The organism is Pseudomonas sp. Irchel 3H3, assembly GCF_900187635.1.
Lineage (GTDB): Bacteria > Pseudomonadota > Gammaproteobacteria > Pseudomonadales > Pseudomonadaceae > Aquipseudomonas.
In genome coordinates this window covers 68,101-89,625 of sequence record NZ_FYEC01000021.1, presented here as the reverse complement: position 1 = coordinate 89,625, position 21,525 = coordinate 68,101, and the positions used below count along the sequence as shown (strand labels likewise).

General features: G+C 61.7%; 22 protein-coding genes. 16 read left to right on the top strand and 6 right to left on the bottom strand.

Annotation, left to right across the window (positions count from 1 at the left end):
* Positions 1 to 53 precede the first annotated feature (53 nt).
* The 5 genes from CKW24_RS20665 (at position 54) to arfB (ending at position 6,183) form a co-directional block, all read left to right on the top strand.
* A complete protein-coding gene (locus tag CKW24_RS20665; protein WP_174244613.1) occupies positions 54 to 812 on the top strand; it encodes a ScpA family protein in 759 nt (252 codons plus the stop codon).
* 12 nt (positions 813 to 824) lie between these two features.
* Complete coding sequence (gene scpB, locus CKW24_RS20660) at positions 825 to 1,802, top strand: SMC-Scp complex subunit ScpB (protein ID WP_095170016.1); 978 nt, start codon at positions 825 to 827, stop codon at positions 1,800 to 1,802.
* A 168-nt stretch (positions 1,803 to 1,970) separates the two neighbouring features.
* Entirely contained in the window at positions 1,971 to 3,206 is a 1,236-nt protein-coding gene (gene rluB / locus CKW24_RS20655) for a 23S rRNA pseudouridine(2605) synthase RluB (protein WP_095170015.1), read from the top strand.
* Positions 3,207 to 3,970: 764 nt separating this feature from the next.
* Positions 3,971 to 5,389 carry an amino acid permease gene (locus tag CKW24_RS20650; protein WP_095170014.1) on the top strand — a complete coding sequence of 473 codons (1,419 nt, stop codon included), beginning with the start codon at positions 3,971 to 3,973 and terminating at the stop codon, positions 5,387 to 5,389.
* A gap of 380 nt (positions 5,390 to 5,769) precedes the next feature.
* Positions 5,770 to 6,183, top strand: coding sequence for an alternative ribosome rescue aminoacyl-tRNA hydrolase ArfB (arfB, locus tag CKW24_RS20645; protein ID WP_095170013.1), 414 nt, complete (start codon positions 5,770 to 5,772; stop codon positions 6,181 to 6,183).
* Here arfB and CKW24_RS20640 read toward each other — a convergent pair.
* The 6 genes from CKW24_RS20640 to phhA all read right to left on the bottom strand — a co-directional run bounded on the left by CKW24_RS20640 (position 6,180) and on the right by phhA (position 10,489).
* On the bottom strand, positions 6,180 to 7,370 hold the full coding sequence (locus tag CKW24_RS20640) for an MFS transporter (RefSeq protein ID WP_095170012.1): 1,191 nt from the start codon (positions 7,368 to 7,370) through the stop codon (positions 6,180 to 6,182). The two genes, arfB and CKW24_RS20640, sit on opposite strands and share 4 nt — an antisense overlap.
* Before the next feature lie 101 nt (positions 7,371 to 7,471).
* Positions 7,472 to 7,654, bottom strand: a complete 183-nt coding sequence (locus CKW24_RS20635; protein WP_095170011.1) for a hypothetical protein — start codon at positions 7,652 to 7,654, stop codon at positions 7,472 to 7,474.
* A 73-nt stretch (positions 7,655 to 7,727) separates the two neighbouring features.
* Complete coding sequence (locus tag CKW24_RS28500) at positions 7,728 to 7,859, bottom strand: hypothetical protein (protein WP_256585517.1); 132 nt, start codon at positions 7,857 to 7,859, stop codon at positions 7,728 to 7,730.
* 216 nt (positions 7,860 to 8,075) lie between these two features.
* Positions 8,076 to 9,272, bottom strand: coding sequence for an amino acid aminotransferase (locus CKW24_RS20630; RefSeq protein WP_095170010.1), 1,197 nt, complete (start codon positions 9,270 to 9,272; stop codon positions 8,076 to 8,078).
* Positions 9,272 to 9,628, bottom strand: a complete 357-nt coding sequence (locus tag CKW24_RS20625) for a 4a-hydroxytetrahydrobiopterin dehydratase (protein ID WP_095080175.1) — start codon at positions 9,626 to 9,628, stop codon at positions 9,272 to 9,274. The genes CKW24_RS20630 and CKW24_RS20625 overlap by 1 nt, the downstream gene beginning before the upstream one ends.
* A 69-nt stretch (positions 9,629 to 9,697) precedes the next feature.
* The gene (phhA, locus tag CKW24_RS20620) at positions 9,698 to 10,489 is read right to left on the bottom strand and encodes a phenylalanine 4-monooxygenase (protein ID WP_095170009.1); all 792 of its coding nucleotides are present in this window, start codon (positions 10,487 to 10,489) and stop codon (positions 9,698 to 9,700) included.
* Positions 10,490 to 10,767: 278 nt separating this feature from the next.
* Between phhA and CKW24_RS20615 the strand changes: the two genes are divergently transcribed.
* From CKW24_RS20615 to flgJ, 11 genes are all read left to right on the top strand, one after another.
* A complete protein-coding gene (locus tag CKW24_RS20615) occupies positions 10,768 to 12,327 on the top strand; it encodes a sigma-54-dependent transcriptional regulator (protein WP_095170008.1) in 1,560 nt (519 codons plus the stop codon).
* A gap of 168 nt (positions 12,328 to 12,495) precedes the next feature.
* Entirely contained in the window at positions 12,496 to 12,663 is a 168-nt protein-coding gene (locus CKW24_RS20610; RefSeq protein ID WP_095170007.1) for a periplasmic nitrate reductase, NapE protein, read from the top strand.
* 40 nt (positions 12,664 to 12,703) lie between these two features.
* Entirely contained in the window at positions 12,704 to 12,970 is a 267-nt protein-coding gene (locus CKW24_RS20605; protein ID WP_095170006.1) for a chaperone NapD, read from the top strand.
* On the top strand, positions 12,961 to 15,465 hold the full coding sequence (gene napA, locus CKW24_RS20600; protein ID WP_095170005.1) for a nitrate reductase catalytic subunit NapA: 2,505 nt from the start codon (positions 12,961 to 12,963) through the stop codon (positions 15,463 to 15,465). The genes CKW24_RS20605 and napA overlap by 10 nt, the downstream gene beginning before the upstream one ends.
* A gap of 11 nt (positions 15,466 to 15,476) precedes the next feature.
* Positions 15,477 to 15,968: a nitrate reductase cytochrome c-type subunit gene (locus tag CKW24_RS20595; protein WP_095170004.1), complete on the top strand. Its 492-nt coding sequence runs from the start codon at positions 15,477 to 15,479 to the stop codon at positions 15,966 to 15,968.
* Between the two features lie 9 nt (positions 15,969 to 15,977).
* Positions 15,978 to 16,574 carry a cytochrome c3 family protein gene (locus tag CKW24_RS20590; protein ID WP_095170003.1) on the top strand — a complete coding sequence of 199 codons (597 nt, stop codon included), beginning with the start codon at positions 15,978 to 15,980 and terminating at the stop codon, positions 16,572 to 16,574.
* Between the two features lie 203 nt (positions 16,575 to 16,777).
* Positions 16,778 to 17,518, top strand: coding sequence for a flagellar basal body rod protein FlgF (locus tag CKW24_RS20585; RefSeq protein WP_095170002.1), 741 nt, complete (start codon positions 16,778 to 16,780; stop codon positions 17,516 to 17,518).
* Between the two features lie 45 nt (positions 17,519 to 17,563).
* Positions 17,564 to 18,349, top strand: a complete 786-nt coding sequence (flgG, locus tag CKW24_RS20580) for a flagellar basal-body rod protein FlgG (RefSeq protein ID WP_027620992.1) — start codon at positions 17,564 to 17,566, stop codon at positions 18,347 to 18,349.
* Between the two features lie 52 nt (positions 18,350 to 18,401).
* Positions 18,402 to 19,097: a flagellar basal body L-ring protein FlgH gene (gene flgH / locus CKW24_RS20575; protein WP_095170001.1), complete on the top strand. Its 696-nt coding sequence runs from the start codon at positions 18,402 to 18,404 to the stop codon at positions 19,095 to 19,097.
* Positions 19,098 to 19,112: 15 nt separating this feature from the next.
* On the top strand, positions 19,113 to 20,222 hold the full coding sequence (locus CKW24_RS20570; RefSeq protein ID WP_095170000.1) for a flagellar basal body P-ring protein FlgI: 1,110 nt from the start codon (positions 19,113 to 19,115) through the stop codon (positions 20,220 to 20,222).
* 10 nt (positions 20,223 to 20,232) lie between these two features.
* Positions 20,233 to 21,516: a flagellar assembly peptidoglycan hydrolase FlgJ gene (gene flgJ / locus CKW24_RS20565; protein ID WP_095169999.1), complete on the top strand. Its 1,284-nt coding sequence runs from the start codon at positions 20,233 to 20,235 to the stop codon at positions 21,514 to 21,516.
* Positions 21,517 to 21,525 lie beyond the last annotated feature (9 nt).

Genomic DNA, 21,525 nt, shown 5'->3' with positions numbered 1-21,525 from the left:
TGGTGGAAACCGTCGACAGCCAGGCGGGCGCGCAGCAGGAACTGCCGTTTGCCATGGTCTATGGCCAGGCGGTCATGGAAATGCCGCAGGACCTGTACATTCCGCCGGACGCCCTTGAGGTTTTTCTCGAGGCCTTCGAAGGTCCGCTCGACCTGTTGCTGTACTTGATCCGCAAACAGAACATCAACATCCTCGACATTCCGGTGGCGGAAATCACCCGGCAGTACATGGGCTACGTCGAGTTGATGCAGTCGGTGCGCCTGGAGCTGGCTGCCGAATACCTGGTGATGGCGGCCATGCTGGCCGAGATCAAATCGCGCATGCTGCTCCCGCGGTCGGCAGAGATCGAAGCGGAAGAAGACGACCCGCGCGCCGAACTGATCCGCCGCCTGCAGGAATACGAACGTTTCAAGGCAGCCGCCGAAGGCATCGATGGCCTGAGCCGGGTCGGTCGCGATGTGGTGGTGCCCAAGCTGGACGCCCCCGAGGCGCGGGCGCGCAAGCTGTTGCCGGAGGTCCGGCTCAGTGAGCTGTTGCTGTCCATGGCCGAAGTACTGCGCCGTGGCGACATGTTTGAAAGCCATCAGGTCAGCCGCGAGGCCCTGTCTACCCGCGAGCGTATGAGCGATGTGCTGGAGCGGCTCAAGGGTGGCGGTTTTGTGCCCTTTGTCGAGCTGTTCACCGCTGAAGAAGGACGCCTGGGTGTGGTCGTGACCTTTATGGCGATCCTCGAACTGGTCAAGGAATCCCTGGTCGAGCTGGTGCAGAATGAGCCCTTTGCGGCTATCCATGTGCGGGCGCGAGCCGAATAACGAGCAAAATCCATGAATCTGAGTGAACCCCGCGAGCTGGCGCCACTGCTTGAAGCCTTTCTGTTGGCCTCGGGAAAACCGCAATCGATGGAGCGCCTGTTCGAGCTCTTCGAAGAAGGCGAGCGTCCGGAACCGCCGGTCTTCAAGAAGGCCCTGGCGATCCTGGGCAAGTCCTGCGAGGGCCGCGCCTTTGAGTTGAAGGAAGTCGCCTCGGGCTACCGCCTGCAAATTCGCGAAAAGTTCTCGCCCTGGGTCGGCCGCCTGTGGGAAGAGCGCCCGCAGCGCTACTCGCGGGCCATGCTGGAGACCATGGCGCTGATTGCCTATCGCCAGCCGATCACCCGTGGCGAGATCGAAGATGTGCGGGGGGTCGCGGTCAACAGCAACATCGTCAAGACCCTGCTGGAGCGCGAGTGGATCAGGATCGTCGGCTACCGCGAAGTTCCCGGGCGACCGGCGATGTTCGCCACCACCAAGGCCTTTCTCGACCATTTCAACCTGCAGAACCTCGACGATCTGCCGCCCCTGGCCGAGCTGCGTGAGCTGGAGCCCGAGCCGATGCTCGAGTTCGACGACGCCCCGGTTCCGCCCAGCCTGCAAGCGCTGGCCGACGCCAGTGCCGAGCCGGAAGAGCCGAAGGATGAAACCAGTTTCCATAGCCTGTTGCTGGAACTGGACTCGATGGAAGAGGGGATCAAGACCGACTTCGACGACCTGCTGCGCGATGGAGAGCCCGGCGAGGGGCCGGTGACGGACGAGGTCGCGCCTGAAGTCGAGGTCGCGCCTGAAGCCGAGCCAGAGCCAGAGCCAGAGCCAGAGCCGGAATCCGAACCCGATATCCTGGGTGTCGCCCAGGCCCGGGAAAAACTCCTGGCCGCGGTTGCCGCCCTGGAGTCGCCGCAGCCGCAGCCTGAACTGAGCGACGAGGAAGCCGAAGCCCTGGCGCTGGCCCAAGCCATCGAAGCCGAACGCCGTCAGTTCGACGACTGACACCGATCAGCGGAAAAAACCGATAGTCGACCGTTTATCAGCTAGTCTCTGATGCGCGAGCCGCGCCATGAGCGTATGATTCGCGACCCTTTGGCGATCCCTTCGCCAAACGCCCCGCTTTTACGACTTCAGGCCACGCCTGAACAGACCACACCGGGAGGTGCCCAGATGAGTATCAACGACCAGAAAGACGACCAGGAAATCGGCCCAGCAGGCGAAAAACTGCAGAAAGTCCTCGCCCGTATCGGCGTCGGCTCGCGCCGTGACGTAGAAGCCTGGATCAGCCACGGCCGAATCAAGGTCAATGGCAAAGACGCCACGCTCGGTCAGCGTGTCGACATGCACGACGCCATCACCATCGATGGCAAGGTGATCAAGCGTGAAGAAGCGGCCGAATCGGTCCGCCGCGTGATCATGTACAACAAACCCGACGGCGAAATCTGCACCCGTGTCGATCCGGAAGGCCGTCCGACCGTGTTCGACAAGATGCCGCGTCCCAAAGAAGGGCGCTGGATCAACATCGGCCGCCTGGACATCAACACCACCGGTCTGCTGATGTTCACTACCGACGGTGAGCTGGCCAACCGCCTGATGCACCCTTCCTACGAAATGGACCGCGAATACGCGGTGCGTGTCCGTGGTGAAGTCGACGACGAGATGATCGAGCGCCTGAAGGCGGGCGTGGTCCTCGAAGACGGCCCGGCCAAGTTCACCGACATCAAGCAGGCGCCAGGTGGCGAAGGTTTCAACCACTGGTACCACTGCGTGGTGATGGAAGGTCGCAACCGCGAAGTACGTCGCCTGTGGGAATCCCAGGGCCTGGTGGTCAGCCGCCTGAAGCGTGTGCGTTTTGGTCCGGTGTTCCTCAACTCCGACCTGCCGATGGGCCGCTGGCGCGAAATGAGCCAGTACGAAGTCGACATTCTGAGTGCTGAAGTTGGCCTGACCCCAGTGGCCATGCCGCAGATGAACGCCAAGAGCAAAGACAAGCTCGATCGCATGCAGCGTAAATCGTCGCGTCCGATGGGCAAGACCGAGCGCGTGCGCACCTTGCGTCCAGCCGCCGGTGCCCCGGCCGCCGCTCCGCGTCCAGCACGTGAGCCGCATATCGAAGGCGAGCGTGCGAGCCGCAAGCCGGCAGGACGTCAGGACGGTGAGCGCGGTCCGCGTTCGCCACGTCCGGCCAACGGTCGCACAGAGCGCGGCGAAGGCCGTGGCGCTCCGGCAGGTCGTGGTACGCCAGTGGCAGACCGCCCGGCCGACACCAACCGCCCGGCCAAGCCTGCGCCGAAAAAGCGTCCAGGCATTGTCCTGGTCGACCGTGACGCGCCATCGGGCAAGCGTCGCGGCGCACCGGCCGGTTCCGGCCAGCGTCCTGGCTTTGGCCGTCGCAAGCCGGAGTGAGCTTGAAGCAGCGCTGAGCTTCAAGCGCTAAGCCGCACGTGAAAACGCCAACCTTCGGGTTGGCGTTTTTTTTGCCCGCTTGAAACTGCTGTGCTGTGGGGGAAGGGTCCCGGCTGGAAAATCGGCGTTACGGGATGTAACGAAAACCTGACGAAAACCCCGGATTACCCCTGTGGAATCGTCGTGCTCGCAAAACTGTAAGGAAAATTTTCCGCAAGCGCTCGTCACAACTGTCTTCCAAGGCTCTGGCCCGCTTGTTTCACGGGGCGTAGCGCGGTGTCATGCGCCCCATGCCTGTCGTGCAGGTGCATAACAAGAAGGAGGCGCAATGTACGCCGTGAGTCATCTTCATCTCTCTTCGTGGGGCGATTTTTCCGTCACCCCCGCCACGGACCCGCAAAGGTCTGAACCTATTTTTGCAGCCGCCCGCGACCTTCGAGGCGGACACAGGCAATCCCGGCCAACGACACGCTAAACCAGCGAGGTCTGGCAGCAGGGGGTTAGCGGTGTACAATGCGCCGCGTTTTACCTGTGACCCTCTGCGTAACCACGCAATTTCAAGGCTACCCGCCTTGTTCACTCCGCCGCGTCACGAGCGTGTCGGGTTCGATTTCGTCACAGATAAAAACAAACAGGTGACGCATGACCGTTGTAAATACGCTGAACTCCTGGTGCTTGCGCTGGGGTTTGATCGGCGCTGCCGGATCCTGATCCGCACGGCAACGTCTTAACGAATATCATCAAACCTTGCGTGAGACCCTTTCATGAGTGGACAAACCTCGCATTCAGGCGAGCTGAAACGCGGCCTGAAAAATCGCCATATTCAACTGATCGCCCTCGGTGGCGCGATTGGTACCGGATTGTTCCTGGGCTCTGCCGGCGTACTGAAGTCGGCCGGCCCGTCGATGATCCTCGGCTACGCCATCTGCGGCTTCATCGCCTTCATGATCATGCGCCAGCTGGGCGAGATGATCGTCGAAGAGCCGGTGGCCGGCTCCTTCAGTCACTTCGCGCACAAATACTGGGGCGGGTTCGCCGGCTTCCTGTCGGGCTGGAACTGCTGGATCCTGTACATCCTGGTGGGCATGTCGGAGCTGACCGCGGTCGGTAAATACGTGCACTACTGGTGGCCGGAGATCCCGACCTGGGCCTCGGCGGCCGTCTTCTTCCTGATGATCAACGCGATCAACCTGGCCAACGTCAAAGTCTTTGGCGAGGCCGAGTTCTGGTTTGCGATTATCAAGGTGGTGGCGATTGTCGGCATGATTGCCCTGGGCAGCTACCTGCTGGTCAGCGGCACCGGCGGCCCGCAAGCCTCGGTGAGCAACCTGTGGGAACACGGTGGTTTCTTCCCTAACGGTGTCAGCGGTCTGGTGATGGCGATGGCGATCATCATGTTCTCCTTTGGCGGCCTGGAAATGCTCGGCTTCACCGCCGCAGAAGCCGACCAGCCAAAAACCGTGATCCCCAAGGCCATCAACCAGGTGATCTACCGGATCCTGATTTTCTACATCGGCGCCCTGGTGATCCTGCTGTCGTTGACTCCATGGGACAGCCTGCTGAGCACCCTGAACGCCTCGGGCGACTCCTACAGCGGTAGCCCGTTTGTCCAGGTGTTCTCGATGCTGGGCAGCAACACCGCCGCCCACATCCTCAACTTCGTGGTCCTGACCGCGGCCTTGTCGGTGTACAACAGCGGTACCTACTGCAACAGCCGCATGTTGTTGGGCATGGCCGAGCAGGGCGATGCGCCCAAGGGCCTGGCCAAGATCGACAAGCGCGGCGTGCCGGTGCGTTCGATCCTCGCTTCGGCCGCGGTGACCTTGGTGGCGGTGCTGCTCAACTATCTGATCCCGCAACATGCGCTGGAACTGCTGATGTCGCTGGTGGTTGCCACGCTGGTGATCAACTGGGCGATGATCAGCTTCTCGCACTTCAAGTTCCGCCAGCACATGAACCGCACCCGGCAGACGCCGCTGTTCAAGGCTTTGTGGTACCCGTACGGGAACTATGTGTGCCTGGCGTTCGTGGTGTTTATCCTCGGCATCATGTTGATGATCCCGGGCATTCAGATCTCGGTGTATGCGATTCCGGTGTGGATCCTGTTCATGTGGGTCTGCTATGGCATCAAGAACAAGCGCAGTGCGCAACGGGCTTTGAATGGGGTGCCTGCTGTTGATTAAGTAGGTGCTGATGTTGCAGCGAACCCGGCCTTGTGCCGGGTTTGTTGTTTTTAATGCGGGGGATTGTGTGTATATCCGTTTTTTGGGGTGTGGCTACTAATGGTTCCATTGATGTTGGCTGTGCCGATCCCTTCGCAGCAGGCTCGCTCCCACGGGGATTCAGGTTGTTCGCAGATTCGGCATACACCCACTGATCTTGTGGGAGCTGGCTTGCCAGCGATAGCGGTATGTCAGCCACCATTGATGTTGGCTGTGCTGCCCCATCGCGGGCAAGCCCGCTCCCACGGGAACCCATAGCGGCCCGACCGCAGAAATGGATATGCCCCCAATCAAACCCAGCGATCGCGTATCCTGACCCCCCTGATTACGGACCGCTTTCCATGCTGGTGATTTCCAACAACGTGCATCTGCCGGATGCCGAGATCGAGTTGACTGCCATTCGGGCGCAAGGCGCCGGTGGGCAGAACGTCAACAAGGTCTCCAGTGCCGTGCACCTGCGCTTCGACATTCCGGCCTCGTCCTTGCCCGAGTTCTACAAGGAACGCCTGCTCGCGCTGCGCGACAGCCGGATCACCAGCGATGGCGTGATCATCATCAAGGCCCAGCAATACCGCACCCAGGAGCAGAATCGGGCGGATGCCCTGGAGCGATTGACTGAGTTGATCCTGGCCGCCACCAAGGTCGAAAAGAAGCGCCGCCCGACCAAGCCGACCCTCGGCTCGAAGAAACGTCGGCTGGAGTCCAAGACCAAGCGGGGCTCGATCAAGGCCGGGCGTGGCAAGGTGGATTTCTAGCGGTTTTCCCGCAGTCTCGGTGCCTGGCGGTATAGATAGACGCTCAGTGCCAGGCCGCTGAGGGCCGCGAGGGCGGCGAACAGGAAGATCGAGGCGAAGCCGAAGCCTGCGGCGATTGCGCCGGCCAAGGGGCCGGTAATGCCCAGGGACAAGTCGATGAACAGCGAATAGGCACCCACGGCTGCGCCACGGCTGGAAGCGGGTACCAGGTTGACCGCTTCCACGCCCAAGGCCGGGAACACCAGCGAAAAACCGAACCCGCTCAACGCCGCCCCGGCCAATGCCCAGTTCGCGTCCGGGGCCAGCCACAACAACAGCAGGCCGAGGGTTTCCACCGACAGGCAGACAATCGCCACCCGAAAGCCGCCCAGGCGGTTGATCAGGTTGCCGAACAGCAGGCGCGCGCCAATGAAGCTGGCGCCGAACAGGCTCAGGCACAGCACGGCGTTATCCCAGTGCTGGGTGGCGTAATACAGGGTAATGAAGGTGGCGATGGTGCCAAACCCGATGGACCCCAGCGCCAGCCCGCACCCGTGGGGCAGCACCCGTCCCAGTACATGCAGGAAGGGCAGGCGCTCGCCGGCGACGATCGGCGCAGCGGTCTTAGGCCAGGCCAGCAGCAGACCGACCAGCGCCAGTAAAATGATGCTGATGCCCATGCTCCATAGCCCGTACTGGCGCACCAGCAGGACGCCCAGCGGTGCACCCACCGCCAACGCGCCGTAGCTGGCGATGCCATTCCAGGAAATTACCTTGGCGGTGTTCGGCGCGCCCACTCGACCGATGCCCCAGCCGATCGAGCCCGATCCCACCAGGCTTTCCGCGCTGCCGAGGACCAGGCGGCCGATCAACAGGCTGATCAGGCTCACCATCGGCAGGCTCTGGGTCCACGCCGAGAGCAGCATGAACACCCCGCTCAGGCCGCAGCCGGCCAAGCCATAGATCACCGCCAGCTTGCTGCCCTTGTTGTCGATGATACGTCCGGCATAGGGGCGGCTGAGCAAGGTGGCGAGGTATTGCACGCTGATCACCAGGCCCGCGATGACCGCGCCAAATCCCAGGTCGCTGTGCACATAGCCGGGCAATACGGCCAGGGGGATGCCGATGTTCAGGTAGCCGATGAAGGTAAACAGGACGATGGAAACGACTTGCAGCGTGACCGCCATGGGGCGCTGGGGATCTGGCATGGGGAAAGTCCACGGGACAGCAGGATAGATAGGCTGCTTATGATACCGGTGGTTGGCGCAGTGCAGGGGGAGAATTTGCCGGGTTGGGCGGCGGTGCTCGATCAGGTTTTGCTGGGCGCGACCAATTGGGTGGTGACCAGAGCGGCGAGGGCGTTTTCCTGGCTGCCGAAACGGTCCAGGAGCAGGGCTTGCTTCTCGGGCGTCAGGCGGTTCCAGACGTCGATCATCTGTTGCGCGGCATCGATCAGCACGCTGGCCTGTGATTCGTCGAAGGTGTCGGTCATGGCGGGGGCTCGGGTTTCAGGCTGTGTGGAAAGCGCATCAGTCAGCGCTTTCCACACGGTCTGGGTAGTGCGCTTAGTCTTCGCTGTCGGCCTTGCGGCTACCAGTGGCTTCCTTTGGCTCGGGCTGTTGGGCACCGGCTTGTTGCGGGGTTGTCTGCTCAGTTTCGTGCAGGCTTGGGAAGGGGAGATTCGGAATCTCGTGCATGTTGCTTGCTCCTCGCAAAGTCTGTTTGTAAATCGCTGTGTAGAACCACGCTTTCAAAAAGCCTTGGCAGGATACAGCAGGAGAAATGACAAATAGACTTTTATCTCGGATTTCTGCGACAGATGGCCGCACTGTAGCGGCACAACCCCCGTAGCAGCAGCCTCGCAAGCTCGACAGCTGCTACGGGCTGCTACGGGCTGCTACACGCGGTAGCGTTTAGTCACGGCAGACGTCAGCGATTGCCTCGGCCAGCAAGTCCAGGCGCGTGGCGTCGATCCCGGCCACGTTGGCGCGTCCCGAGCTGACCATGTACACGCTGTGTTGCTCGCGCAGTTTTTTCACCTGTTCTGGCGTCAAACCTGTGTAGGAAAACATCCCGCGCTGTACACCGATATGGGCGAAACGCTCGCGCAGACCGTGGGGTTCCAGCGCTTCCACCAGGCCCGAACGCAGTTGGGCGATACGCTGGCGCATGGCTTCCACTTCGTCGGCCCAGCGCTGTTTCAACTCTGGGTCGCCGAGGATGGTCGCTACCACGGCCGCGCCGTGATCCGGTGGCGTCGACCACAGGTTACGGGCGATGTGGGCCAGTTGGCTGCGTACATCGGTCAGCTTCTCGGCATCCTTGGCGCAGACAATCAGCGCCCCGGTGCGATCACGGTACAGGCCGAAGTTCTTCGAGCAGGAACTGGTGATCAACAGCTCAGGCAGCTCCTCGGCGAACAAGCGCACGGCCCAGGCATCCTGCTCCAGGCCATCGCCAAAGCCCTGGTAGGCGAAGTCGATCAGCGGCAACAGTTCGCGGCTGCGCACCACGTCCAGCACCCGGCGCCAGTCATCCTGGGACAGGTCGAAACCGGTCGGGTTATGGCAGCAGGCGTGCAACAGCACCACATCGCCCTCGGGGATCAGGTTCAGGGTGGCCAGCATGGCCTCGACATCCAGGCGGTTGTCACTGCCCACGTAGGGGTAGTGGCTGACCTTGAGGCCGGCGGTCGCGTAGATGGTTTCGTGGATCGGCCAGGTCGGGTTGCTCAGCCAGATGCCACGGCCAGGCAGGCAGTGCGCGATGAAGTCGGCACTCAGGCGCAAGGCCCCGGTGCCACCCGGGGTCTGGGTGGCACCGGCCCGCTGTTCGGCGATCAGCGCCGAGTCAACGCCCAGTACCAGCTCGTTGATCACCTTGCCGAACGCCGGGTCACCGTGACCACCGATGTAGGTCTTGGTGCCCTGGCCATCCACCAGGCGCTGTTCAGCGAGTTTCACCGACTGCGGGATCGGCGTCAGGCCCTGGGCGTCTTTATAGACACCCACGCCGAGGTCGAATTTGCGCGGATTGGGGTCCTGCGCATAGGCCTCCATCAGGCCGAGGATCGGGTCGCCGGGCACCCGGCCGATGGCGTCGAAAAACATTACTTGCGGCCCTCGGCGTCCTTGGCCACTTCGTCAGTGCGCGCGGCCATGATGAAGTCATTGCGGTGCAGGCCCTTGATCGAGTGGCTCCACCAGGTCACGGTGACTTTGCCCCACTCGGTGAGCAGGCCTGGGTGGTGACCTTCGGCTTCGGAGATTTCACCCATGGTGTTGGTGAACGCCAGGGCGAACTTGAAGTTCTTGAACAGGAAAACTTTTTCCAGCTGCATGACGCCGTCGCGAACTTCGATGTTCCAGTCAGGGATCTGCTTGATCAATACCGGCAGTTCTTCGTCGCTGACTTGTGGGGCATCGGCGCGGCAGGCTTCGCAATGGGCTTGGTTGAGAGCGGTCATGGTGGTTTCCTGATTTCGATTCTTGTTAGACGTTACTATTTTTTGTGGGGCGCCGCGACTGCGGCGTCCTCAGGCCGCCTTGGGTTTTGGCGGAAATTTCGGCGCGTGCAGACCCAACTGCATGCCCTGCTGGACCATGCCCATGATGTCCTCGTGGGCCAGGTCGAACAGGCGCTTGAGGTTGGGCAGGACAAAGTACAGGGGCTGCAGGATGTCGATGCGGTACGGCGTGCGCATCGCTTCCAGCGGATCGAAGGCCTGGTGCTCGGGCTCGCCGGACAGGCTGTACACGGTTTCCTTCGGCGAGGAGAGAATGCCGCCGCCGTAGATGCGCTGGCCTTCAGGGGTGTCGACCAGGCCGAACTCGATGGTCATCCAGTACAGGCGCGCCAGGTACACCCGCTCTTCCTTGGTCGCCTGCAAGCCAAGCTTGCCGTAGGTGTGGGTGAATTCGGCGAACCACGGGTTGGTCAGCAGTGGGCAGTGGCCGAAAATCTCGTGGAAAATGTCCGGCTCTTGCAAGTAATCCAGTTCTTCGCGGGTACGAATAAAGGTCGCGACAGGAAACTGCTTGCTGGCCAGCAATTCGAAAAAGGTCTGGAACGGAATCAGCGCCGGAACCCGGGCAACTTGCCAGCCGGTGGTTTCACCCAGGACCTTGTTGATTTCGTCGAGCTGGGGAATGCGGTCATGGGGCAGGCCGAGCTTGTCGATGCCTTCCATGTATTCCGGGCACGCACGACCCTCGAGCACTTTCAACTGGCGAGTGATCAGCGTGTTCCACACCGCGTGTTCTTCAGCGGTGTAGTGGATAAACCCTTGCGCATCGGGCTCGCGGGCCACGTATTGCGTCTGCTTCATGCTGCTCTCCTGCAAAGGGATACGTTCTTGTTATGTCTTGCTATGGACCTAGAAATACCCCGAAGCGTGCGACCGCGCAGCAGGGTGCTGGACGAGCGGGTAGGAAAATTCGCCAATTTTCGTAAAGTTTTCGTTACGCAAAGCTGTCTGTGGCGTACCTATTGCGATTTCCCGGTTTGAAAAGCCCTGAAGCTGTCACATAATCTTGACGACTAACTTTGGGTGTCGGCAGAAAAATCCTCGCCACCCGCTGTCCATCTCCTTGTCCGGGCCTTTTTATGCGTATCAAAGTCCATTGCCAGAACCGCATCGGCATCCTGCGCGACATCCTCAACCTGCTGGTGGAGTACGGGATCAACGTCGCTCGCGGGGAGGTCGGCGGTGAGCATGGCAACGCGATCTACCTGCATTGCCCGAACCTGATCAATATCCAGTTCCAGGCGCTGCGGGCGAAATTCGAGGCGATTGCCGGGGTATTCGGAGTCAAGCGGGTAGGGCTGATGCCCAGCGAGCGCCGGCACATGGAACTCAATGCCTTGCTCGGGGCGCTGGAGTTCCCGGTGTTGTCGATCGACATGGGCGGCTCGATCGTCGCGGCCAACCGTGCGGCGGCGCAATTGCTCGGGGTGCGGGTCGACGAAGTGCCGGGGATCCCGCTGTCACGCTACGCCGAGGATTTCGACCTGCCGGAACTGGTGCGCGCCAACAAGTCGCGGATCAACGGCCTGCGGGTCAAGGTCAAGGGTGACGTGTTCCTGGCCGACATCGCCCCCCTGCAGTCGGAACACGACGACAGCGAGGCCATGGCGGGCGCAGTGCTGACCCTGCACCGGGCCGACCGGGTTGGCGAGCGCATCTACAATGTGCGCAAGCAGGAGTTGCGCGGCTTTGACAGTATTTTCCAAAGCTCCAAGGTGATGGCGGCGGTGGTCCGGGAAGCGCGACGCATGGCGCCCCTGGATGCGCCGCTGTTGATCGAGGGCGAGACCGGCACCGGCAAGGAACTGCTGGCGCGCGCCTGCCACCTGGCCAGCCCGCGCGGCCAGTCGCCGTTGATGGCGCTGAACTGCGCCGGGTTGCCGGAGTCGATGGCCGAGACCGAGTTGTTCGGCTACGGCCCCGGCGCGTTCGAAGGCGCGCGGGCCGAAGGTAAGCTCGGGCTGCTGGAATTGACCGCAGGCGGAACGCTGTTCCTCGATGGCGTCGGCGAAATGAGCCCGCGCTTGCAGGTGAAATTGCTGCGATTCCTGCAAGACGGTTGCTTCCGCCGTGTCGGCAGCGATGAAGAGGTCTACCTCGATGTGCGGGTCATCTGTGCGACCCAGGTCGACCTCTCCGAGCTGTGTGCCAGCGGTGAGTTCCGCCAGGACCTGTACCACCGCTTGAATGTGCTGTCGCTGCACATCCCGCCGTTGCGCGAGTGCCTCGACGGCCTGACGCCGCTGGTCGAGCACTTCCTCGACCAGGCCAGCCGGCAGATCGGCTGCCCCTTGCCGAAACTGGCGCCGGCGGCCATGGACCGGCTCAGCCACTACCACTGGCCGGGCAACGTCCGGCAGTTGGAGAACGTGCTGTTCCAGGCGGTGTCACTGTGCGAAGGCGGCACGGTCAAGGCCGAACACATTCGCCTGCCGGACTACGGCGTGCGCCAGCCGCTGGGGGATTTTTCCCTGGACGGCGGGTTGGATGAAATTGTCGGGCGGTTTGAAAAGGCCGTGCTGGAACGCTTGTATTCAGAACACAGCAGCAGTCGACTGCTCGGTAAACGCCTGGGTGTTTCCCACACCACCATTGCCAACAAGTTGCGCGAGTATGAAATCGGCAAACTTGAGCGCTAACTAAGTCGCCCTTGAATGCGTGGGCCTTAGTTGGCGAATTGCTGCTTGGTTAATACTAATCATTATTGAGTGAGGATCAATCCTGTTTGACCTTTCGCTGATCTGAATCATGGAAAATTACAGGGCGGCCATCTAGGCTCAGTGCACTTTCTGGCAGGAGCCCTGGCCATGACGACGGTTGATGAGTCCGCTCTACGTGCGCGCAAGGAAAGGCGGCTGTTGCTGTTCCTGATCGTGTTTCTTTTTCCCCTGCTATCGGTGGTGATAGTCGGCGGCTACGGCTTTTTCGTCTGGTTCCTGCAAATGCTCCTCGGCCCTCCCGGGGCTCCACACTGATTGCCAGTCCAGGTGAGTTAACAGGCAGGGAGTGTTGGCCATGGAACAAAAACTACATATCGCCAGTTTGATCGTGCAGGCCCGTGTCGAGATGTTTGCCGCGGTGAAAGCCAATCTGCGCCTGCTCCAGGGTGTTGAACTGCACCAGGAAAGCCCCGAGGGCAAACTGGTGGTGGTCCTGGAAATGCACGGCGAACCGCAGATCCTCCAGCGCATCGAACAGATTGGCCGCCTGCCCGGCGTGCTCAACGCCTCCCTGGTTTACCACGAGATCCTCGATCCGAGCGGAGAAAACCCATGCCCATGACCCGTCGTGAGTTCGTCAAGGCCCAAGCGGCCGGGATTGCTGCGGCGGCTGCCGGGCTGCCGGTGTTCACCTCGGCCAGCAACCTGATCACCGAGCAGGACATGGTCGCCCTGACCTGGAACAAGGCGCCGTGCCGGTTTTGCGGCACCGGTTGCAGCGTGATGGTGGCGACCAAGGACAACCGGGTGGTAGCGACCCACGGCGATGTCAAAGCCGAGGTCAATCGCGGCCTGAACTGCGTCAAGGGCTACTTCCTGTCCAAGATCATGTATGGCGTGGACCGCCTGACCCAACCGCTGTTGCGTATGACCAACGGGCAATACGACAAGCAGGGTGAGTTCCAGCCGGTGTCCTGGAAACAGGCGTTTGATGTGATGGAGTTGAAGTTCAAGGAGGCGCTGAAAAACAAAGGCGCAGACTCGATCGCCATGTTCGGCTCCGGACAATGGACGGTGTGGGAAGGCTACGCCGCCAACAAGTTGATGAAGGCCGGGTTTCGCAGTAACAACCTCGACCCCAATGCCCGACATTGCATGGCCTCGGCGGTCATGGGGTTCATGCGCACCTTCGGTATCGATGAGCCCATGGGTTGCTATGACGACATCGAAGTCACCGACGCGTTTGTGTTGTGGGGCTCGAACATGGCGGAGATGCACCCGATTCTCTGGAGTCGGGTCACGGATCGTCGCTTGAGCCAGCCCGATGTCAAAGTTGTGGTGCTGTCGACCTTCGAGCATCGCAGCTTTGAATTGGCCGATATCCCCATGGTGTTCAAACCGCAGACGGACTTGTTGATCCTCAACTACATCGCCAACTACATCATTGAAAGTGGCTCGGTGAACCAGGAGTTTGTCAGCCGGCACACGCGGTTTGCCAAGGGGGTCGACGACATCGGCTACGGCTTGCGCAGCGATCATCCGCTGGAACAACAGGCCAAGAATGCCGACAGGGCGAACACCTGGACCGACATCGACTTCGAGCAGTTTGCCGCCTTTGTCAAACCCTACACCCTGGAACGCACTGCCAAGGAGACCGGGGTTCCAGCCGAACGGCTCAAGGCGCTGGCGCAGTTGTATGCCGACCCGAAACGCAAGGTGGTGTCCTTCTGGACCATGGGTTTCAACCAACACACACGCGGGGTGTGGGCCAACAACCTGATCTACAACATCCATTTGCTGACCGGCAAGATCAGCGAGCCGGGCAACAGCCCGTTCTCCCTGACCGGCCAGCCTTCGGCCTGTGGCACGGCGCGGGAAGTGGGGACCTTTTCCCACCGCCTGCCGGCAGACATGCTGGTCACCAATCCGGCACACCGCGCCACCGCCGAGAAGATCTGGAAACTGCCGGCCGGAACGATCAATCCCAAGGTCGGTTTCCATGCGGTGCAGCAGAGCCGCATGCTCAAGGACAGCGTGGTCAACGTGTACTGGACCATGGCCAGCAACAACATGCAGGCCGGTCCCAACATCATGCAGGAAGTCTTGCCGGGCTGGCGTAACCCGCAGAACTTCGTGATCGTTTCCGACGTGTACCCCACGGTGTCCGCGCAAGCCGCCGACCTGATCCTGCCCACGGCCATGTGGGTGGAAAAGGAGGGGGCCTATGGCAATGCCGAGCGGCGTACCCAGTTCTGGCATCAACTGGTATCCGCCCCGGGGGATGCCAAGTCCGATCTCTGGCAACTGGTGGAATTCTCCAAGCGTTTCACCACCGATGAGGCCTGGTCCGCGCAGTTGCTCGACAGTGCCCCGCAGTACAAAGGCAAGACCCTGTACGAGGTGCTGTTCAAGAATGGCAACGTCGATCAGTTCCCGATCGAGCAGATGGAGCCGGGCTTTGAAAACGACGAAGCCAAGGACTTTGGGTTCTACCTGCAAAAAGGTCTGTTCGAAGAGTACGCCCAGTTCGGCCGGGGGCATGGTCATGACCTGGCGCCATTCGATCGGTATCACACCGAACGCGGCCTGCGCTGGCCAGTGGTGGACGGCAAGGAAACCCGCTGGCGCTTTCGCGAAGGCCATGATCCCTACGTGGAGAAAGGCAGTGGCGTGCAGTTCTATGGCTACCCCGACAAGAAAGCGATCATCTTCGCGCTGCCCTACGAGCCGCCGGCGGAATCCCCTGACCAGGAGTTCCCGTTCTGGCTGAGCACCGGACGGGTGCTTGAGCACTGGCACACCGGGACCATGACCCAGCGCGTTGAAGAGCTCTACAAGGCGGTACCCGATGCCCTGGTGTACATGCACCCGGCCGATGCCAAGGCGCTCAATGCCAGGCGCGGCAGTGAGGTCAAGGTGATCAGCCGACGCGGGGAAATGCGCGCGCGCATCGAAACCCGTGGGCGCAACAAGCCGCCCCAGGGGCTGGTGTTCGTGCCGTTCTTCGACGCCAACCGGTTGATCAACAAGGTCACCCTCGATGCGACGGACCCGATCTCGAAGCAGACGGACTATAAAAAGTGCGCGGTCAGGATCGAGCTGATCAAGACTGCCTGAGGAGAGCTGTGATGAATGCTCGTACGCTGTCCTTGCTGTTTGCACTGCTGCTTGGCATGCCTGCGGCCTTTGCCGCAGAACCTGGGTATCCGCTGGATGCGCCCGCCCCCGATGGCAGGCGTGTCGGCGGGACCCTGACCCAGGAACTGCCGGCGCCGCCCATCGCCGAGGAGGAGAACAAGGACCTCAAGCGCGAGCGCAATTATCCCGAACAGCCGCCGACCATTCCCCACAGCATCCGCGGTTATCACATCGACAAGAACAGCAACAAATGCCTGTCCTGCCACAGTCGGGCCAACAGCGCGCTGACCCAGGCGCCGATGATCAGCATCACCCACTACATGGACCGCGACGGCCAGGCGCTGGCCGCCGTTTCGCCACGGCGCTACTTCTGTAATCAGTGCCACGTACCGCAGCGAGACGTGAAGCCGTTGGTCAACAACGACTTCAAGAATATTGACCAGGTGCTGCAAGACGAAATCAACCGCAAGCAGAAACCCTGAGGAGTGGTCATGAAGTCATTGTGGGTAGTGTTCAAAGACTACTGGCAGATCTTGCGTCGCCCCAGTGTCCACTACAGCCTGGGTTTCCTGACGCTCGGCGGGTTCATTGCCGGGGTGATTTTCTGGGGTGGATTCAACACGGCGCTGGAAGCGACCAATACCGAAAAGTTCTGCATCTCCTGCCATGAAATGCGCGACAACGTGTTTGTCGAATTGCAGGAAACCATCCACTACACCAACCGCTCGGGGGTGCGCGCAACCTGTCCCGATTGCCACGTACCGCATGAGTGGACCCACAAGATCGCGCGCAAGATGCAGGCGTCCAAAGAGGTCTGGGGCAAGGTGTTCGGCACCATCAACACCCGCGAGAAGTTTCTCGGCATGCGCCGCGAACTGGCGGAGCACGAGTGGGCCCGGCTCAAGGCCAACGACTCTCGCGAGTGCCGTAATTGTCACAACTTCGAGTTCATGGATTTCACCCGCCAGGGCAAGCGCGCCGCCAACATGCACTCGACTTCCCTGGCCAACGGCGAGGCGACCTGCATCGACTGCCACAAAGGCATCGCCCACAAGCTGCCCGACATGAGCGGCGTCAAGGGCTGGTAGCCGTGCTGTCCGGCCGATTGCCGTAAAGCGGCATAAGCGCGCCGGTTTTTCGTCTCTGCCATCCTCCACCTCTCTCCTCTGAATTGTCCCAAGTCCTGTGTTTAAAGGACCTGGGGCCTTTGCGCGCAAGTTGGTCTGCAAATTGCTAAAGCCTTGCCAGTACAGCAGTGGGCGGCAAACGTCCGGCATGCAGAGGAAAGACTGTGGACAAGTACCTTTATGTGGCCATGACCGGCGCCAGCCAGAACGCGCTGGCGCAAAAGGCCCATGCCAACAACCTGGCCAACATCTCCACCAACGGTTTCCAGAAAGACCTGGAGCAGGCGCGGTCGATGCCGGTGTTTGGCGACAGCTTTCCGGCGCGGGCCTTTGCCCTGTCCGAACGTCCGGCCACCGACTTCAGTCCGGGCTCGCTGGTGGAAACCGGGCGTGACCTCGACGTGGCGGTCAGCGGCAACGGCTGGATTGCCGTGCAGAACCCCGACGGCAAGGAAAGTTACGTGCGCACCGGCAGCCTGAATGTCGACGCCCTGGGTGTGCTGCGTGCCGGCAATGGCATGCCGGTGATGGGCAATGGCGGGCCGATTGCCGTGCCACCCGAGCAGAAGATCGAAGTCGGCCAGGACGGCACCATCAGTATCCGCGCCATGGGTGAAGGCCCGCGCGTGATGGCGGAAGTCGACCGCATCAAGCTGGTCAACCCGGACCTGAAGAACATGACCAAGGGCCTCGACGGTTCGATCCACACCAAGGACGGCCAGCCCGCACCGGCCGATGCCAACGTGCAACTGGTCTCGGGTTTCCTCGAGTCGAGCAACGTCAACGCGGTGGAAGAAATGACCTCGGTGCTGGCCCTGGCCAAGCAGTTCGAGCTGCACGTCAAGATGATGAACACCGCCAAAGAAGACGACCAGGCCATGGCTCGGGTCTTGCAGATCAGCTAATTATCAGAACGTCGCGCCGTAAAACAGGCGCACGAGGAGAATCGAATGCTTCCGGCTCTATGGGTTGCCAAAACAGGCCTGTCCGCCCAGGACACCAACCTGACGACCATTTCCAACAACCTGGCCAACGTCTCGACTACGGGTTTCAAGCGTGACCGTGCCGAGTTCCAGGACCTGCTGTACCAGATCAAGCGCCAGCCGGGTGCCCAGTCGACCCAGGACAGCGAACTGCCGTCGGGCCTGCAACTGGGTACCGGTGTGCGCATCGTCGGCACCCAGAAGAACTTCACCGCCGGCAGCCTGCAAACCACCGAGCAGCCGCTGGACATGGCCATCGACGGTCGTGGCTTTTTTCAGGTCCTGCAGCCGGACGGGACTACGTCCTACACCCGTGACGGGACCTTTCACCTGGACTCCAACGGCCAGATCGTGACCGCCAGTGGTTATGCCCTGGAGCCGGCCATTGTCATCCCCGCCGAAGCCCAGACCTTCACCGTGGGTCGCGATGGCACCGTGTCGATCACCATTGCCGGCAACCCGGCCGCCCAGGTGATCGGCAACCTGCAAACCGCCGACTTCATCAACCCGGCCGGCCTGCAGGCCACCGGCAACAACCTGTTCCTGGAAACTGCCGCCAGTGGTGCGCCACAGATCGGCACCCCAGGCCTGAACGGTTTTGGTACCACCCTGCAAAGCACCCTGGAAACCTCCAACGTCAGCACCGTGGAAGAGATGGTCAACATGATCACCACGCAACGTGCCTACGAGATGAACTCCAAAGTCATCTCCACCGCCGACCAGATGCTTTCGTTCGTCACGCAGAATCTGTAATCAAGTCTATGGGGCGGCTTGAGGCCGCCTGCAACACCGTGAGGTTAGGGTCATGAATCGCTTTGTATCTGTTCTCGCATTGAGTGGGATCGCCGTGCTCGCGGGCTGCGTCGGGCCGACGCCAAAACCCAATGACCCTTACTACGCCCCGGTGTTGCCACGCACGCCCTTGCCGGCGGCAGCCAACAATGGCTCGATCTACCAGGCTGGTTTCGAGCAGAACCTGTACAGCGACCGCAAGGCGTTCCGGGTCGGTGACATCATCACCATCACCCTCAACGAAAAAACCCAGGCCAGCAAAAACGCCAACTCGCAAGTGGGCAAGACCAGCAAGGCCAACATCGGCCTGACCTCGTTGTTCGGCGCGGTGCCCAACACCAATAATCCGTTCGGCAGTGGCGACCTGAGCCTGGACGCCGGCTACAGCGGTGACCGCGCGACCAAGGGTGACAGCAAGGCCGGGCAGGGCAACAGCCTGACCGGCTCGATCACGGTGACCGTGGCCGACGTGTTGCCCAACGGCATCATCGCCGTGCGCGGCGAGAAGTGGATGACCCTCAACACGGGTGACGAATTGGTGCGCATTGCCGGCCTGGTGCGCGCCGACGACATATCCACCGACAACACCGTGTCTTCGACCCGGGTCGCCGACGCGCGCATTACCTACTCGGGTACCGGCTCGTTTGCCGATGCGAGTCAGCCAGGCTGGTTCGACCGTTTTTTCCTAAGCCCGCTGTTCCCTTTCTAGGTGATGACCCTCTCCATGCTGAACTTCAAGCACCTGCTGGCGGCCGCGTTGTTGCTGGGCACCTCCCTGGGCGTGCAGGCCGAGCGGTTGAAGGACATCGCCAGTATCTCCGGCGTGCGTTCCAACCAGTTGATCGGCTATGGCCTGGTCGTCGGTCTCAATGGCACGGGTGACCAGACCACCCAGACCCCGTTCACCCTGCAGACCTTCAACAACATGCTCTCGCAGTTCGGCATCAAGGTGCCGCCGGGCTCGGGCAACGTGCAGTTGAAGAACGTCGCTGCCGTGTCGATCAGTGCCGATTTGCCGGCGTTTGCCAAGCCGGGGCAGCAGGTCGACATCACCGTGTCTTCTATCGGCAACTCCAAGAGCCTGCGTGGCGGCACCTTGCTGCTGACCCCGCTCAAGGGCATCGATGGCAACGTCTATGCGGTGGCCCAGGGCAACCTGGTGGTGGGTGGTTTTGACGCCGAAGGTCGTGACGGTTCGAAGATCACCGTCAACGTGCCGTCGGCCGGTCGTATCCCTGGCGGTGCCTCGGTGGAGCGCGCGGTCCCGAGCGGGTTCAACCAGGGCAACAGCCTGACCCTCAACCTCAACCGTTCGGACTTCACCACGGCCAAGCGCATCGTCGACAAGATCAACAGCCTGCTCGGCCCGGGTGTCGCCCAGGCCATCGATGGCGGTTCGGTTCGCGTCAGCGCGCCACTGGATCCGAGCCAGCGGGTCGACTACCTGTCGATCCTCGAAAACCTCGAAGTCGACCCCGGCCAGGCGGTGGCCAAGGTCATCATCAACTCGCGCACCGGCACCATCGTGATCGGCCAGAACGTCAAGGTGTCGCCGGCGGCGGTGACCCACGGCAGCCTGACCGTGACCATTACCGAAGACCCGATCGTCAGCCAGCCAGGGGCGTTCTCCAACGGCCAGACGGCGGTGGTGCCACGTTCCAATGTCAACGCGCAGCAGGAAGCCAAGCCGATGTTCAAGTTCGGCCCGGGCACCACCCTCGACGAAATCGTGCGTGCGGTGAACCAGGTCGGCGCGGCACCGGGTGACCTGATGGCAATCCTCGAAGCCTTGAAGCAGGCCGGCGCCCTGCAAGCCGACCTGATCGTGATCTAAGGTGACGAACATGGATATGCGCAAGGGCGGGCTGGTTGGCAGCAGCGATTCGGCGGCCTACTCGGACCTCAACCGGCTGAACCAGCTCAAGGTCGGCGACAAGAACAGCGACGGCAACATGCGCAAGGTGGCGCAGGAGTTCGAATCGCTGTTCCTCAATGAAATGCTCAAGTCGATGCGCTCGGCCACCGACGCGCTGGGCCAGGACAACCCGCTGAACACCGCGGCGGCCAAGCAGTACCAGGAAATGTACGACCAGCAACTGGCGGTTTCCATGTCCCGCGAGGGCGGCGGCATTGGCCTGGCCGATGTGCTGATGCGCCAGATGTCGAAGAACACACCACTGGCCCCCGGCGAGGCGGCCGCGTTGTCGGCGGCTAAGCAGGAGGCCGCGAAAGCAGCGGTGCAGACACCGATTGCCGCTGGCACGGTGGCCACTGATGGGCCGTTGTCGCGCCTCAATGGCCAGCGTCCGTTGTGGGCCTCGCGCTCGATCAATCCACCGCAGGCAGCGGAGCAGGGCGTGCACGGCAATGACATGGCGCTGATCAACCAGCGGCGCCTGGCGCTGCCGCCGAAACTGGCGGACCGCTTGTTGGCAGGCCTGGTGCCTTCGGCCAGCGGGACGGCGGCCACCACCGCTACCAGCACCTTGCCCAACCGTGCGACCCGTGACGGCAACGCGCTGGTCAAGGGTGACTGGCAGCCGGCGCAGAGCTATTCCGCCGAGCGCGGACGCCTGCAGGTCTATGGCCGTGCGATGGCGCAGCCGCCCCTGGCGCCGGCGCCAAAAGCCTTCAACTCGCCAGACCAGTTCATCACCACCATGCTGCCGATGGCGCAGCAGGCGGCCGACCGTATCGGCGTCGATCCGCGTTACCTGGTGGCCCAGGCCGCCCTGGAAACTGGCTACGGCAAGTCGGTGATGCGCGCCGCCGATGGCAGCAGCAGCCACAACCTGTTCGGGATCAAGACCGGCAGCACCTGGAAGGGCGCGCAGGCCCGCGCCATCACCAGCGAATTCCGCAATGGCGAGATGGTCAAGGAGACGGCCGAGTTCCGTTCGTACGCGTCCTACCAGGACAGTTTCCATGACCTGGTGACCCTGCTGCAGAGCAACAATCGTTATCAAGAAGTGCTGAAGTCGGCCGATAACCCCGAACAGTTTGTGCGTGAGCTGCAAAAGGCCGGGTACGCCACCGACCCCAACTACGCCAGCAAGATTTCGCAGATTGCCAAACAAATGAAGAGCTATGAGAACTACGCCTCGGCTGGCTCTTCCACGAATTTATAAGGTCTGAAC

Bases quoted from the DNA above. Each gene is read 5' to 3' on its own strand.
- flgH (WP_095170001.1), top strand. From the start codon at position 18,402: ATGAATCGCTTTGTATCTGTTCTCGCATTGAGTGGGATCGCCGTGCTC.
- CKW24_RS20570 (WP_095170000.1), top strand. From the start codon at position 19,113: ATGCTGAACTTCAAGCACCTGCTGGCGGCCGCGTTGTTGCTGGGCACC.
- CKW24_RS20605 (WP_095170006.1), top strand. From the start codon at position 12,704: ATGGAACAAAAACTACATATCGCCAGTTTGATCGTGCAGGCCCGTGTC.
- rluB (WP_095170015.1), top strand. From the start codon at position 1,971: ATGAGTATCAACGACCAGAAAGACGACCAGGAAATCGGCCCAGCAGGC.
- CKW24_RS20615 (WP_095170008.1), top strand. From the start codon at position 10,768: ATGCGTATCAAAGTCCATTGCCAGAACCGCATCGGCATCCTGCGCGAC.
- CKW24_RS20665 (WP_174244613.1), top strand. From the start codon at position 54: ATGGTCTATGGCCAGGCGGTCATGGAAATGCCGCAGGACCTGTACATT.
- CKW24_RS20590 (WP_095170003.1), top strand. From the start codon at position 15,978: ATGAAGTCATTGTGGGTAGTGTTCAAAGACTACTGGCAGATCTTGCGT.
- flgG (WP_027620992.1), top strand. From the start codon at position 17,564: ATGCTTCCGGCTCTATGGGTTGCCAAAACAGGCCTGTCCGCCCAGGAC.
- CKW24_RS20630 (WP_095170010.1), bottom strand. From the start codon at position 9,272: ATGTTTTTCGACGCCATCGGCCGGGTGCCCGGCGACCCGATCCTCGGC.
- napA (WP_095170005.1), top strand. From the start codon at position 12,961: ATGCCCATGACCCGTCGTGAGTTCGTCAAGGCCCAAGCGGCCGGGATT.
- CKW24_RS20625 (WP_095080175.1), bottom strand. From the start codon at position 9,628: ATGACCGCTCTCAACCAAGCCCATTGCGAAGCCTGCCGCGCCGATGCC.
- CKW24_RS20610 (WP_095170007.1), top strand. From the start codon at position 12,496: ATGACGACGGTTGATGAGTCCGCTCTACGTGCGCGCAAGGAAAGGCGG.
- arfB (WP_095170013.1), top strand. From the start codon at position 5,770: ATGCTGGTGATTTCCAACAACGTGCATCTGCCGGATGCCGAGATCGAG.
- flgJ (WP_095169999.1), top strand. From the start codon at position 20,233: ATGGATATGCGCAAGGGCGGGCTGGTTGGCAGCAGCGATTCGGCGGCC.
- CKW24_RS28500 (WP_256585517.1), bottom strand. From the start codon at position 7,859: ATGCACGAGATTCCGAATCTCCCCTTCCCAAGCCTGCACGAAACTGAG.
- CKW24_RS20595 (WP_095170004.1), top strand. From the start codon at position 15,477: ATGAATGCTCGTACGCTGTCCTTGCTGTTTGCACTGCTGCTTGGCATG.
- CKW24_RS20635 (WP_095170011.1), bottom strand. From the start codon at position 7,654: ATGACCGACACCTTCGACGAATCACAGGCCAGCGTGCTGATCGATGCC.
- CKW24_RS20640 (WP_095170012.1), bottom strand. From the start codon at position 7,370: ATGCCAGATCCCCAGCGCCCCATGGCGGTCACGCTGCAAGTCGTTTCC.
- scpB (WP_095170016.1), top strand. From the start codon at position 825: ATGAATCTGAGTGAACCCCGCGAGCTGGCGCCACTGCTTGAAGCCTTT.
- CKW24_RS20650 (WP_095170014.1), top strand. From the start codon at position 3,971: ATGAGTGGACAAACCTCGCATTCAGGCGAGCTGAAACGCGGCCTGAAA.
- phhA (WP_095170009.1), bottom strand. From the start codon at position 10,489: ATGAAGCAGACGCAATACGTGGCCCGCGAGCCCGATGCGCAAGGGTTT.